At 75.4% G+C, this 13,517-nt stretch carries 11 protein-coding genes; 6 read left to right on the forward strand and 5 right to left on the reverse strand.

Going from position 1 to position 13,517, the window contains the following annotated elements:
• Window positions 1–86 precede the first annotated feature (86 nt).
• Window positions 87–1,844 carry a DEDD exonuclease domain-containing protein gene (locus GA0070213_RS07170; RefSeq protein ID WP_091059335.1) on the reverse strand — a complete coding sequence of 586 codons (1,758 nt, stop codon included), beginning with the start codon at window positions 1,842–1,844 and terminating at the stop codon, window positions 87–89.
• 126 nt (window positions 1,845–1,970) lie between these two features.
• Between GA0070213_RS07170 and GA0070213_RS07175 the strand changes: the two genes are divergently transcribed.
• The 6 genes from GA0070213_RS07175 (at window position 1,971) to GA0070213_RS07200 (ending at window position 8,273) form a co-directional block, all read left to right on the forward strand.
• Window positions 1,971–3,368, forward strand: coding sequence for an NYN domain-containing protein (locus GA0070213_RS07175; RefSeq protein WP_091059339.1), 1,398 nt, complete (start codon window positions 1,971–1,973; stop codon window positions 3,366–3,368).
• Between the two features lie 142 nt (window positions 3,369–3,510).
• A complete protein-coding gene (locus tag GA0070213_RS07180) occupies window positions 3,511–3,738 on the forward strand; it encodes a hypothetical protein (RefSeq protein ID WP_091060126.1) in 228 nt (75 codons plus the stop codon).
• A 163-nt stretch (window positions 3,739–3,901) separates the two neighbouring features.
• Window positions 3,902–5,161: a M48 family metallopeptidase gene (locus GA0070213_RS07185; RefSeq protein WP_091059341.1), complete on the forward strand. Its 1,260-nt coding sequence runs from the start codon at window positions 3,902–3,904 to the stop codon at window positions 5,159–5,161.
• Entirely contained in the window at window positions 5,158–6,282 is a 1,125-nt protein-coding gene (locus GA0070213_RS07190) for a glycosyltransferase family 4 protein (protein WP_091059345.1), read from the forward strand. The genes GA0070213_RS07185 and GA0070213_RS07190 overlap by 4 nt, the downstream gene beginning before the upstream one ends.
• 78 nt (window positions 6,283–6,360) lie before the next feature.
• Complete coding sequence (locus GA0070213_RS32500) at window positions 6,361–7,653, forward strand: sensor histidine kinase (RefSeq protein WP_281182264.1); 1,293 nt, start codon at window positions 6,361–6,363, stop codon at window positions 7,651–7,653.
• Window positions 7,605–8,273, forward strand: coding sequence for a response regulator transcription factor (locus GA0070213_RS07200; RefSeq protein ID WP_091059350.1), 669 nt, complete (start codon window positions 7,605–7,607; stop codon window positions 8,271–8,273). Before GA0070213_RS32500 ends, GA0070213_RS07200 begins: the two co-directional genes overlap by 49 nt.
• A 103-nt stretch (window positions 8,274–8,376) precedes the next feature.
• Here GA0070213_RS07200 and GA0070213_RS07205 read toward each other — a convergent pair whose 3' ends face one another.
• The 4 genes from GA0070213_RS07205 to GA0070213_RS07220 all read right to left on the reverse strand — a co-directional run bounded on the left by GA0070213_RS07205 (window position 8,377) and on the right by GA0070213_RS07220 (window position 13,517).
• Complete coding sequence (locus GA0070213_RS07205) at window positions 8,377–10,050, reverse strand: putative bifunctional diguanylate cyclase/phosphodiesterase (protein WP_245716309.1); 1,674 nt, start codon at window positions 10,048–10,050, stop codon at window positions 8,377–8,379.
• A gap of 85 nt (window positions 10,051–10,135) precedes the next feature.
• The gene (locus tag GA0070213_RS07210; protein ID WP_091059353.1) at window positions 10,136–10,948 is read right to left on the reverse strand and encodes an SAM-dependent methyltransferase; all 813 of its coding nucleotides are present in this window, start codon (window positions 10,946–10,948) and stop codon (window positions 10,136–10,138) included.
• Window positions 10,949–11,146: 198 nt separating this feature from the next.
• Window positions 11,147–11,815, reverse strand: a complete 669-nt coding sequence (locus tag GA0070213_RS07215; RefSeq protein WP_007072219.1) for a response regulator transcription factor — start codon at window positions 11,813–11,815, stop codon at window positions 11,147–11,149.
• A gap of 7 nt (window positions 11,816–11,822) precedes the next feature.
• On the reverse strand, window positions 11,823–13,517 hold the full coding sequence (locus tag GA0070213_RS07220; RefSeq protein WP_091059356.1) for a sensor histidine kinase: 1,695 nt from the start codon (window positions 13,515–13,517) through the stop codon (window positions 11,823–11,825).

The raw sequence follows: 13,517 nt of genomic DNA on the forward strand, positions 1-13,517 counted from the left end.
GCGACCGGGAGCAGGCCCGCGAATCGGGCAGGACTGCACTCCTTCAACAGCCTAAGGGAGCCGACGTAGTCCGATCGGACACTTGGTCATGAGCGTTCGGTCGAGAATCGGTGGGATCCGCCGTTCTCGGCCTTGGCCAGCAGGTCACGGAAGCGCCCCGCGCCGGCCACCGGGGACGCCCATCCGGCGGTCGTCTCGACCAACCGGGTCTCGTCCCGCTCCAACCAGGACAGGATCCGCTCGGTCTCCTCGGCGGTGGCGGCCGGCACCGGACCGTGCCCGGGCAGCACCGTCTCGGCCGTGGCCCGGATCGCCGCGATGGTCGGTCGAGGGTGGACGCCCGGCGGGGACACCCCCGCCCCGGCCAGCCGGCCGTGCCGGACCAGGGCCAGCTCCCACCCGCCCCGCGCGGCCGGGCGGGCGGCGGCCAGCTCGGCGATGCCGGTCAGCGCGGTCAGGCGCTGCATCCGGACCGCCGCGCGCAGCACCGCGGCCAGCCGCCCCCGGACCACCGCGGCCTCCTCGTAGCGGTGGGCCGCGGAGAGCACCTCGATCCGGGCGAGCAGGGCGTCGACCACCACCGCGGGGTCGTCGCGGGTGGCGGTACGGAACGGGGTGGCGGCGTGCAGCTCGTACTCCTCGGGGGTGATCCGGTGTTCGCAGGGCGCCGGGCAGCGACCCAGCTCGGCCAGCGCGCACGCCGGCATGGTGGTGCGCCGGGAGAGCCGGTGGGTGCACTGGCGCAACGGCACCGCGTCGTGGAAGCCGGCGGCGGCCAGCTCGGCGGCCTGCTTGGACCGGAACGGGCCGAGGTAGGCGGTGTCGGCGGGCCCGAGGCCGCGCACGACCGACAGCCGGGGGTAGGCCTCGTCGGTGAGCTTGAGCCAGACCTGGCGCTCCGGATATTTCGACCGGCGATTGTACGGCGGGGCGTGCGCGGCGATCAGCCGCAGCTCGCGGACCTCGGCCTCCAGCGAGTGGGCGCACTCGACCGCCTCCACCCGCTCGGCGGCGGCCAGCATCTCGGAGATCCGGGCCCGCTTCTCGGCGGCGGTGAAGTAGCTGCGCACCCGGGTGGCGATGTCGCCGGAGGTGCCGACGTAGAGCGGCCGGTCGTCGGCGGCCCGGAAGATGTAGACGCCCGGGACCTTCGGCAGCCCGTCGGCGAGGTGCCGCTTGCGGCGCTGGGTCGGGGTGACCGCGCGGGCGAACTCGATCGCCTCGCCGACGGTGTCGACGCGGTGCCCGCCCAGGCGGCCGATCAGCCCGTGCAGCACGTCGACAGTGGCCTTGGCGTCGTCCAGCGCCCGGTGGTTGGGTTGGGTGGCGGTGCGGAAGTAGGCGGCGAGCGTGCCCAGCTTCCGGTTGGGCACCTCGTCGCGGGTGAGCACCCGCCGGGCCAGCGCGGCGGTGTCCAGCACCCGCGGGTTGGGCCAGGGGTAGCCGTGCCGGGCGCAGGCGGCCTTGAGGAAGCCCACGTCGTAGGGGGCGTTGTGGGCGACCAGCACGGCGTCGGTGAGGAACTCCAGGAAGCTCGGCAGCACCTGCTCGATCGGTGGGGCGGGCAGCAGCATGGCCTGGGTGATGCCGGTCAGCACGGTGATGAACGGCGGGATCGGCACGCCCGGGTTGACCAGTGTGGCGAGCACGCCCAGCTCCTCGCCGCCCCGGACCTTGACCGCGCCGATCTCGGTGATCCCGCCGCCGTCCGGCGCGCCGCCGGTGGTCTCCAGGTCGACCACGACGAAGGTGGTCGCGTAGAGCGGCAGGGCGAGGTCGACGCCGCCACCGGCCGCCCCGTCCAGACCGGCCAGGGCCTCCTGGACGTACTCCGTTCCCGTCACCCGCGGGACGGTAACGGCACGGTCCGACACTCCCGTCACTCCGGTCCCGCCGTTACCACGGGGGTACGATGAGAGATCGGCTCACTCACCGGGTGGTGGGCCCGTTCGGGGTGGGAGACTTGGCACATGCCCCTCGCCGAGCCGCACGACGACCGCCCCTCCGCGGAGGAGCCGGTGGTCGGTGCGCCCGAGGCCGGCGAGGACCCCGCGGTCGTCGAGCCCGAGCCCACGCTCCCCGAGCCGGTGCGTCAGCGGATCGTCGCGCTGACCGCGGCGGTGCTGCCGGGACTGCCCGGCGACGAGGTGCCGGTGCCGCTGCGTCGGGTCGCCAAGTTCGCCCCCAACCGCCGGGCCCGGCTCGGCGCGCCGGTGATCGCCGCGCAGCTCACCGCCGACCCGCTGTTCCGACAGCGGGTCACCGCCCGGGTGCTGGCCGACGCCGGCGACCTCGGCGCGGCGGTGGTGGAGGGCACCGCGCCGGCCGCTGCCGACCCGGTCGAGGTGGCCGCCCTGGCCTACCTGGCCCGGCCCCGGGGCTGGCGGGAGCTGATCGAGGCCAGCGGCGAGGCGGTCCGCGCCGAGGCGGACAGCGCGGTCGTGGCCGAGCTGGTCCGCGAGGCCGAACAGCGGGCCACCCGCGCCGAGCACGACCGGGCGGTGGCCCGGGTCGAGGCGGAGAAGCTCCGCGACGAGCTGGCCCGGGTCCGGGAGGAGCTGGGGCAGCTCCGCGAGGAGGCCCGCCAGCTGGCCCGTACCCTGCGGGAGACCCAGGCCCGCGAGCGCAAGGCCACCGAACTGCTGGCGACCGAGCGGGGCCGGGCGGCCCGCGCGGCGGCCGACGCGGACGCCGAGCTGCGCCGCGCCCGGGCCCGGCTGGCCGAGGCGGAGGCCGCCGCCGGGGTGGCCCGGGCCAGCGCCAAGGAGGCCCGTTCGGTCGACGACGCCCGGCTGTGGCTGCTGCTGGAGACGATCGGCCAGGCCGCCGTCGGCCTGCGCCGGGAGTTGGCCCTCGACCCGGTGGACGTGCTGCCGGCCGACTTCGTCGCCGAGGCGTTCGCCGACCAGCCGGGCACCGCGCCGGCCGGCGCGGCGACGCGCGCCCGCGACACCGACGACCCGGCCCGGCTCGACCAGCTCCTCGCCCTGCCGCGGGCGCACCTGGTGGTGGACGGCTACAACGTCACCAAGCGCGGCTTCGGCGAGATGTCGCTGGAGCAGCAGCGCAAACGGCTGATCACCGGGTTGGGCGGGATCGCCGCGCAGACCGGCGACGAGGTCACCGTGGTCTTCGACGGCGCCGAGCGGATCCACGGCCTGCCGCCCGCGCCGCGCGGGGTGCGGGTGCTCTTCTCCCGCAAGGGGGAGACCGCGGACGAGCTGATCCGGCGGCTGGTCCGGGCCGAACCGGCCGGGCGGCCGGTGGTGGTGGTCTCGTCCGACCGCGAGGTCGCCGACGGGGTGCGCCGGCACGGCGCGTACCCGCTGGGTGCCGACTCGCTGCTGCGCCGGCTCGCCCGCTCCTGACCCGCCTGTGCCGTGATGATCGTTTTCGGGGTGGGTGCTGCCTCGTTGTCCGGTTCTGTCGTACCCGCCGCATAGCCTTCCGGTGACCGACGGTGGTGGTCCCTTCCCCGACCGCCACCGGCGACCGCGTCAGGAGGCGTTCATGCTCATCGACTGCGACGGCTGCGGCATCCGCGGCGCCGGCTGCTCCGGGTGCCTGGTGACCGCGCTGCTCGACCCCGACTCGCCGGCGGCCGACCTGGGCCCGGCCGAGCACCGGGCGATCGAGGTGTTCGCCCGGGCCGGCTTCGACGTGGAGGTGCTGGCGCCGGCCACCGCGCCCGTCCCCGCCCCCGCACCCCGCCGAGCCACCCGCCGCCGGGTCGCCTGATTCCACCCGCGCCGCCGGGTCGCCTGATTCCACCCGCGCCACCGGGTCCGTCCGGGTCCGCTCGGGCACCGGAGCGGATCCGCCGCCGACGGGCAATAGGATGGGCGGTCATGGCGGGAGGGAGCGGCATGACGCGGACGGGTCGCGCGGGCGGGGTGGGGCGGTGAGCCCGCGCGCCTGGGCGCTGCTGACCCTGGCCGCGCTGGCGGTGGCGCTGGTCGTGGCCGTGGCGCTGCTGGTGCCGTGGAGCCGTCCGCCGGCACCCCGCGTCGACCAGCTCGCCGCGCTGCGCGCGCTCCCGGCCGAGCAGGTGGCCCGCGGGCGGGCCTTCCACGGCGCGCTGCGCCCGGCCGGCTGGTCGGCGCTCGCGCTCGGGCTGGTGGTGGCGCTGCTGCTCGGCCTCACCCCGCTGGGCGGGCGCCTGGTCGAGCTGGCCGGCCGGCCGTTCGGCGGGCACTGGATCGCCCAGGCCGTGCTCGGCGGGCTGGGCGTCATGTTCCTCGCCGACCTGCTCACGCTGCCCTTCTCGGCCTGGCGGCGCACCGTGCTGGTGCGCTACGGGCTGAGCACCCAGGGTTGGGGTGGCTGGGCGGTCGACCTGCTCAAGTCGTACGCGGTCAGCGCGGTCATCGGCGCGTTGGTCCTGCTCGGTTTCTACGCCGTGGTCCGGCTCGCCCCGCGCTGGTGGTGGGCGTTCGGCGCGGCCGGCGCCGCCGTGCTCGTGGTGGTGCTGTCGTTCGTGCTGCCGGTGCTGGTCGAGCCGGTGTTCAACAGGTTCACCCCGATGGAGCCCGGTCCGCTGCGCACCGAGCTGACCACCATGGCCGCCCGGGACGGCGTCCCGGTCCGCGACGTGCTGGTCGCCGACGCGTCCCGGCGCACCCGCGCGGTCAACGCCTACGTCTCCGGGCTCGGGCCCACCCGGCGGGTGGTCGTCTACGACACCCTGCTGCGCGAGGCCGAACCGGCGGAGGTGACAAGCGTGGTCGCGCACGAGCTGGGCCACGCCAAGGACCGCGACGTGTGGACCGGCACGCTGATCGGCGCGCTCGGCGCGGCCGCCGCGGTGGTGGCCCTCTACCTGGTCGGCTCCTGGGCGCCGCTGCTGCGGTTGGCCGGCGTCGACTCGATCGCCCAACCGAGGGCGTTCCCGCTGCTGATCGCGCTGGTGACGGTGGCCGGTCTGGTCGCCACGCCGGTGCAGGCGCTGGTCTCCCGCCGGGTGGAGGCCCGGGCCGACGCGCACGCGCTGGCGCTCACCCGCGACCCGGCGACCTTCGAGGCGATGCAGCGCCGGCTGGCCGGGGTGAACCTGGCCGATCCCGATCCGCCGCGCTGGGAATACCTGTGGTCGGCGTCCCACCCGTCCACCGTGGAGCGGATGGCCGCCGCCCGCGCCTACGCCAGGGAGTCCGGCCGATGAGCCGCACCTTGCTGATCACGAACGACTTCCCGCCGCGTCCCGGTGGCATCCAGTCCTTCGTGCACAACCTCGCGGTCCGCCAGCCGCCCGGCTCGGTGGTGGTCTACGCGTCGAGCTGGCGGGGGGCGGAGAAGTTCGACGCCGACCAGCCGTACGAGGTGGTGCGGGAACGCACCAAGGTGCTGCTGCCCACCCCGCTGGTGGCCCGCCGGGCGGCCCGGCTGGCCCGGGCGTACGACTGCGACACGGTGTGGTTCGGCGCGGCGGCCCCGCTGGGGTTGCTCGCGCCGGGGCTGCGTCGGCGGGCCGGGATCCGCCGGGCGGTGGCGTTGACCCACGGACACGAGGTCGGCTGGGCGGCGCTGCCCGGCGCCCGGTCGGCGCTGCGCCGGATCGGCCGGGGCCTGGACGTCACCACCTACCTCGGCGAGTACACCCGGGTCCGGCTGGCCCGGGCGCTGGACGGGCTGACCGAGTTGCGCCGGCTGGCCCCCGGGGTGGACGTGGACACCTACCACCCGGACGTCGACGGCGAGCGGGTCCGGCAGCGTCTCGGGCTCGCCGACCGGCCGGTGGTGGTGTGCGTGTCGCGGCTGGTGCCGCGCAAGGGCCAGGACACGCTGATCCGGGCGCTGCCCGAGATCCGCCGCCGGGTGCCGGACGCGGCGCTGCTGGTGGTCGGTGGCGGGCCCTACCGGGCGACGCTGGAGAAGGTGGCCCGGCAGGCCGGGGTGGAGCGGGAGGTGGTCTTCACCGGCTCGGTGCCCGCTTCCGAGCTGCCGGCGCACTACGCGGCCGGCGACGTCTACGCGATGCCCTGTCGCACCCGCAACCGTGGCCTGGACGTCGAGGGTCTCGGCATCGTCTACCTGGAGGCGAGCGCGACCGGCCTGCCGGTGGTGGCCGGCGACTCCGGCGGCGCGCCGGACGCGGTCCGCGAGGGCGAGACCGGGTACGTGGTCGGTGGCCGGGACGTCGCCCAGCTCGCCGACCGGGTGGCCACCCTGCTCGCCGACCGGGACCTGGCCCGGCAGTTCGGTGCCGCCGGCCGCGCCTGGGTCGAGCGGGAGTGGCGCTGGGAGACCCAGGCCCAGCGGATGGCCACCCTGCTCGCCGGCTGACCGGCGCCTCTGACCATGCCGCCACGAGTGGTGCCAGCACCACCGGAACTCCGGCGGTGATGCCGGAGAATGGGGCTCGTGGACGCATCGGTGGGCGTACTGCTGCGGCCCGCCGCGGTGACCGCCGCCCGGGGGCTGCTGATCGCGCTGCTGTCGCTGGCCACGCACGTGGCCCTGTTCGTGCTGTCGCTGGTCGCGCTGGCGCTGATCCCGGCGTTCGGCGTCGGGTTCGCCCTCTTCCCGGTGGTCACCGTCGCGGTCCGGTTCTGCGTCGGGCTGCACCGCCGGCTGGCCCGGTGGGGCGGCGTCGCGATGGCCACGCCCTACCTTCCGGCCCCGGCCGGCGCCCGGTTCGGCACCTGGCGGCGGTTCCGCTGGGTGGTGGGCGACCCGGCGACCTGGCGGGACCTGGCCTGGTTGCTGCCGGGCGCGATCACCGGCGCGCTCTGCCTGGCCCCGCTCGCCCTCCCGATGTACGGGCTGGAGGGGCTGATCGGGCTGCCGCTGATACTGCACACCGCCGGCGTCGACTACGGCTACGGTCCGTTCTGGCCGCTCGACACCACCTTCGAGGCCCTGCTCTGCTTCCCGATCGGTGCGCTGCTGGCGGCCGGCGGCCTGATCGCCGGACGCTGGCCGGTCCGGCTGCACGAGACGTTCGCCGGTCTCCTCCTGCCCCCGACCCGCGGCGCCGAGCTGGCGTTGCGGGTGCGCCAGCTCACCGTCACCCGCGCCGAGGCGGTGGACGCGCAGGCCGCCGAGCTGCGCCGGATCGAACGGGACCTGCACGACGGGGCGCAGGCCCGGCTGGTCGCGCTGAGCATGAGCATCGGGCTGGCCGAGCAACTGGTCCGCGACGACCCGGAGGCGGTCCGCCGGCTGCTCGCCGAGGCCCGGGAGACCAGCGGTCAGGCCCTGGCCGAGCTGCGGGGGCTGGTCCGCGGCATCCATCCGCCGGTGCTCGCCGAGCGCGGCCTGCCCGGCGCGGTACGGGCGCTGGCGCTGGCCGTGCCGCTGCCGGTGGAGGTCACCGTCGACCTGCCGGGCCGGCCGGCGGCCCCGGTCGAGTCGGCCGTCTACTTCGCGGTCGCCGAGGCGCTGGCCAACGTCGGCAAGCACAGTGGGGCGACCCGGGCCTGGGTGGAGCTGCGGCACGCCGCCGGGCGGCTGACCGCCGTGGTCGGCGACGACGGCCGGGGCGGGGCGGCGCCGTCGGCGGGCGGCGGGTTGGCCGGGACGGGACGCCGGCTGGCCGCGTTCGATGGGACGATGGCGGTGACCAGTCCGGCCGGTGGGCCCACCGTCATCAGCATGGAGCTGCCGTGCGCGTTGTCATCGCCGAGGATCTCGCCCTCCTCCGGGACGGGCTGACCCGGATCCTCGAGGCGTTCGACTGCCAGGTGGTGGCGGCCGTCGACAACGGACCGTCCGTCCTGCCCGCGCTGACCGCGCACCGGCCGGACGTCGCGGTGATCGACGTACGGCTGCCGCCGACGTTCACCGACGAGGGGTTGCAGGCGGCCGTGCGGGCCCGCGTCGAGCTGCCCGGGCTTCCGGTGCTGGTGCTGTCCCAGCACGTCGAGCAGCTCTACGCTCGTGAGCTCCTGGCCGACCGGCGGGGCGGGGTGGGCTACCTGCTCAAGGACCGGGTGTCCCACGTGGACCAGTTCGTCGACGCGGTGCGCCGGGTCGCCGCCGGCGGCACCGTGATGGACCCGGAGGTGGTGGCCCAGTTGCTGGCCCGCCGCGACGGCGCCGGGCCGCTGGCCGAGCTGACCGCGCGGGAGCGCGAGGTGCTCGGCCTGATGGCCGAGGGCCGGTCGAACGCGGCGGTGGCCGCCCGGCTGTTCGTCACCGAGAAGGCCGTCGACAAGCACATCAACAGCATCTTCAGCAAGCTGCGGATGCCGCCGTCCGGCGACGACAACCGGCGGGTGCTGGCCGTGCTGGCCTATCTGGACGGGGCGGACACCCGCCGCTTCCCGAGCTGACCCCACCCGTGCTCCGCGCGGCGGCGCCGTGCCCTCGCCCGCCCGGCCCCGGGCGTTGACAAGGGGCCCCTCCTCTATCGAAGGCGTTGAGAAGGGCCCCGCCTTACGCCGCAGGCGCGTGGGTGAGGTGCTGCCGGGCCGGGCCGGGGCGGCCGAAGTGCCAGCCCTGCCCGGCGTCGCAGCCGATGGCGCGCAGCCGCTCCGCCTGGTGGGCCGTCTCCACCCCCTCGGCGGTGACGGTGAGGTCGAGCGCGTGCGCCAGCGAGACCAGCGAGGCGAGGATCCGCTCGTCGGTGCGGCCGCCCGGGTCACCGGCCGGCGCGCGCAACCCGGTGACGAACTCGCCGGCCACCTTCATCTCGTTGACCGGCAGGTCCCGCAGGTAGGCCAGGTTGCAGTAGCCGGTGCCGAAGTCGTCGATGGCCACCCGGACGCCGAGGTCGCCCAGCACCCGCAGGGCCCGGACCGGCTCGACCACGGTGCTCATCATGGTGCTCTCGGTGATCTCCAGTTGCAGCCGGTCCGGGGCCAACCCGGTGCGCCCGAGCACGCCCCGCACCTCGGGCACGAGGTCGGGGCGGTGCAGTTGGCGTACGGCCAGGTTGACGCTGACGAACGGGGCGTCCGCGTCCGTCGTCGACCAGGTGCCCGCCTCCCGGCACGCCTCGGCAAGCACCCAGCTGCCGAGCCGGACGATCAGGCCGGTCTCCTCGGCCAGCGGGATGAAGCTGTCCGGCCGGAGCACGCCCAGCTCCGGGTGCCGCCAGCGCACCAGCGCCTCCATGCCGAGCACCCGGCCGTCGCGCAGCGACGTCAGCGGCTGGTAGTCGAGGTAGAACTCGCCCCGGTCCAGCGCGGCCGGGATGGCCGCGGAGAGCGCGTAGCGGGCCAGCTCCCGGCGGTTGCGGTCGGGGTCGAACAGCGACCAGCGGGCCCCGCCGGCGGCCTTCGCCCAGTGCAGCGTGCTGTCCGCCGCGCGCATCAGCTCCATCGGCGAGGTGCCGGAGACCGGCCGCTCGACGATGCCGATGCTGGCCGACACCGTCAGCTCGTGCCCGTCGACCAGTGCCGGCTCGCGTACCGCGTCCAGTGCCGCCTCGGCGACCTTGACCGCGTCGTCGGTGCCGGCGGTGCGCTCGACCAGGATCACGAACTCGTCGCCGCCGAGGCGGGCCACCAGGTGCTCGCCGAGCGCCCGGCGCAGCCGCTGCGCCACCGCGACCAGCAGCGAGTCGCCGACCTGGTGGCCGAGGGAGTCGTTGACCACCTTGAACCGGTCCAGGTCGAGGAAGCAGACCCCGACCCGGTCGGCACCCCGGCCCGGCGTGGTGATCGCGGCGGTCAGCCGCTCGGTGAACAGCGTGCGGTTCGGCAGGTCGGTCAGCGGGTCGTGGGTCGCCTGGTGCCGGAATCGGGCCTCGCTGTCGCGCAGCGCCCGTTCGGCGTGTGCCCGGGCCATCATCGCGGCGCGGCGGATGGACTCCTGCTCGTCGAGCGTGCGGTCGCGCAGCGCCCGCGCGTACCCGGTGGCGACCGTGGCGAGCAGCCGGGCCATCCGGTCCTCGACGTCGTCGACCACCAGGTCGAGGTCGCGTACCAGCCGGAGCTGGATCACCTCGACGGTGCGGCCCAGCCCCTCGGCCGAGGCGATGTGCGACTGCACCAGCTCGGCGCCCACCTGCTGGCCGATGCGCAGGTCGAACGGGTCGGCGCGCAGCGCCTGCGCCAACCGGTCGGTGAGCCGTTGCAGCACCTCTTCCAGCTGGGCCTGGGTCATCGGCAGGTAGCTGGTCCCGGAGACCGCCTTGGCCCAGGCCCGGGCGAAGACGCCGGGACGGCGCCCCGCCGGTGTGGCCACGTCGTCAGGCACCGAGCCGCCCGACCCCACCCATGAAGACCGCCCGTTCGGCGTTCTCCGCCTGGTCCGGCGCGTCCGGCCGCCACTGCGGCACCCACACCACGCCCGGGTCGACCAGCTCGAAGCCGTCGAAGAGCGCGGTCAGCTCGGCCCGGCCGCGGATGAACAACTGGCTGTCGGTGCGCCGGTAGACGCGTTCCGCCTCGGCCCGTTCCCCGGTGTCGTCGCGGCCGTCGTCGCTGGCCTGGGAGAGCACCAGGTGGCTGCCCGGCGTCAGCGCCGCGCGCAGCGTCCGCAGGATCTCCTCCGGCCGGTCGGAGTCCGGGACGAAGTGCAGCACCGCCACGATCATCACCGCGACCGGTTCGGAGAAGTCGAGCAGCCGGGTGACGTCCGGATGGCGCAGGATCGCCTCCGGGCGGCGCAGGTCCTCCTGGACCACCACGGCCCGCTCGTTGCCGGCCAGGATCTCCTGGCTGTGCGCCACGGCCACCGGGTCCACGTCGACGTAGACCACCCGCGACTCCGGGTCGATCCGCTGGGCGATCTCGTGCACGTTGCCCACGGTGGGGATGCCGGAGCCGATGTCCAGGAACTGACGCACGCCGGCCTCGGCCAGGTAGTGCACCGCCCGACGGAGGAAGGCCCGGTTGGCCTGCGCCATCAGCGGGGCCTCCGGCACCGCCTCCACCATCGCCCGGGCGGCGGCCCGGTCGGCCGCGAAGTTGTGCGACCCGCCCAGGTAGTAGTCGTACATGCGGGCGACGCTCGGGCGCTCGATGTCGATCGTCTCGGGTGCCCAGTCCGGCCGCTGCATGTCCCTGCCCCTTGGGTGTCGGCGACTCGCGGCCCCACCGCCGCGCGGATCACCCGGGTATTCTGCCCGCCCGCCGCCGTGGTGCAAAGACCACCGTCGCTGCGCGTCCGGCCGCTCACCGTGCGCGGTCACGTCCGCCCGGAATGCCGGAGAGGCCCGCGTCCGGCGTACGGACTCGGGCCTCTCCGGCGGCGGACGTCAGAACTTCGGCGCGTCCGGGGCCTCCAGCAGCCCCAACCGCAGCGCGGTCATCAGCGCCTGGGCCCGGTTGGCCGCGCCCAGCTTCTCGTAGAGCTTGGAGATGTGGGTCTTGGCGGTCGACTCGCTGACGAAGAGCTGCTTGGCGATGCCGGCCACGCTCATGCCGTCGGCGAGCAGCCGCAGCACCTGGCCCTCACGCGGGGAGAGCTGCGGGCCGGACGGGGCCAGCCGGCGCTTCATCGCCTCGGCCAGGTCGGCCGCGGTGAACGCGCTGGGGGAGGAGGCGGCGTGCCGGGCGGCGGCCACCACCTCGTCGGCCGGGGCGGTCTTCGGCACGAACGCGCTCGCCCCCGCCTCCAGGGCGCCGAAGAGCTGGTCGTCGCCGGCATACATGGTGAGCACGACGATGCCCATCGAGGCGCTGGACTTGCGCAACGCGCGGGTGGCCTCGAGGCCGCTGCCGTCGGGCAGTCGCAGGTCCATGATCACCACGTCGGGCTGGAGCGCGCCGGCCTGGCGCACACCCTCCGCGGCGGTGGCGGCCTCACCCACGACCTCGAACTGCCGGTCCCGCTCGAAGGCGTGTCGCAGACCCTTGCGGATCAGGTCGTGGTCGTCGACAAGGAGAACCTTGGTCCGGGTGGCCGGTGTCGGGCTGGTGGTCATCCTCGGGTTACTCCCCTTCTGCTGCTGCGGCGCTGCCGCGCACCTTATCGCGCCGGGGCGACGAGCCGAGTACCACCGCCACGGTTGTGCCGCTGGGTTGCCGCGGCCTGATCTCCAACCGGCCTCGGATACGTTCCGCCCTCTCCGCCATGATCGCAAGACCATAGTGCCCCTCGGGGCGCTGGTCACCGATGCCGTGACCGTCATCCGACACTTCGATCCGGGCGTACGGGGGATCCACCTCACACGTGACCCAGAGGTTCGAGGCGCCGGCGTGCTTGCGCGCGTTGGTCACCGCCTCCTGGGCGATGCGCAGCAACTCGGCCTCGGTGGCGGCGGGGAGCCGGGCGGTGGACTCGTCCAGCGACAGGTTCACCCGCAGGCCGCCGGAGGCGCCGACGGTGCGGGCGTACTCGGCGATGGCGGCGGCTAGGCCGCCGTGCCGGTCCACCTCGCTGCGCAGCTCGAACAGGCTGAGCCGCAGCTCCTGGATCACCCGGGTGACCTCCTGGCGCAGCGTGCGCAGCGAGTCGGCGGTCTCCTCCGTGTCGTCGTGCACGGTGGCCAGCGCGTTGTCGATGCCGTAGCCGACCATGACCAGCTCCTGGGCCACCCCGTCGTGGATCTCCCGGGCCAGGCGCTGCCGCTCCTCGTTGGTGGCCAGCGAACGCACCTCGTCGAAGAGCAGCGCGGCCTCCAGCCGCAGCGCCGCCGGGCCGGTGAGCGCGGTCACCCGGGACACCACCGGCGGCGGGTACGCGGCGCCGGTGTCCGCCTCGATCACCACCAGGCCGACCGTGCGCACGCCCGCGACCAGTGGCACGATCAGCGCCGACACCTCGCCGGAGTGCCGGGACCGGGCCTGCGAGCGGGCCGAGACGGTCGGCTGCTGGCTGGCCCAGGCGTCGGCGATGGCCGAGTCGGCGTCGAGCGTGGTCTCCCAGTCGACCCGGTCCGCGCCGATCTGGGCGAGCACCACCAGCCGGCCGCCGCCGCTGGCGGAGAGCACCGCGCCGCGGTCGGTCTTCGCGACCACCCGAAGCTCCTCCAGCAGGTGCTCGGAGATGCCGCCGGGGTCCAGGGTGGCGCCGGGCAGTTGGCGGGCGACCGTCCGCAGCTGGGTCAGCAGACGGGTGGCCTCCGCGTACGGCTGGGGTTTGCCCTCGCCGCGGACCCGCATCACCCGCTGGAGCGTGCCGGCGGTGTAGAGGCCGAGGCCGGCCAGGATCAGCCACTGGGCACAGACCGCCAGGTAGCCGACCTGGCCGAGCTGCGGCTCGCCGCCGATCTCGGTGAACGCGGCGCTGGCCAGCAGCGTCGCCGCCGCCACCGCGAGCAGCGCGGCACCCTCGCGGAACCGGCGGCGCAGCGCGGTCACGGTGACCGGCACCGCGAGGTACGGCAGCACCGCGGAGGCGCCCAGCCCGTCGGTGACGCCGGTGAGCTGGGTGTCGGCGGCGACCTGGCTGGCCGCCAGCCCGAGCACCACCACCTCGGCGAAGCGGCTGATCGGGGCGAGCAGCCGGTGTTGCGGGGCGAGCACGGCGGGCAGCCCGGCGAGGCCGAGCAGGACGATCCACCAGAGCTGGGCGGGGTCGCGGGTGGCGAACAGGGTCAGAGCGGCGACCAGCGCGAGGAGGACCGCGCGGGCGCCGACCGCGAGAAGCTGCGTCTGCGGCTGTCCGGATGTGGAGGCGGGCAC

It is taken from the genome of Micromonospora humi (assembly GCF_900090105.1).
GTDB lineage: Bacteria > Actinomycetota > Actinomycetes > Mycobacteriales > Micromonosporaceae > Micromonospora > Micromonospora humi.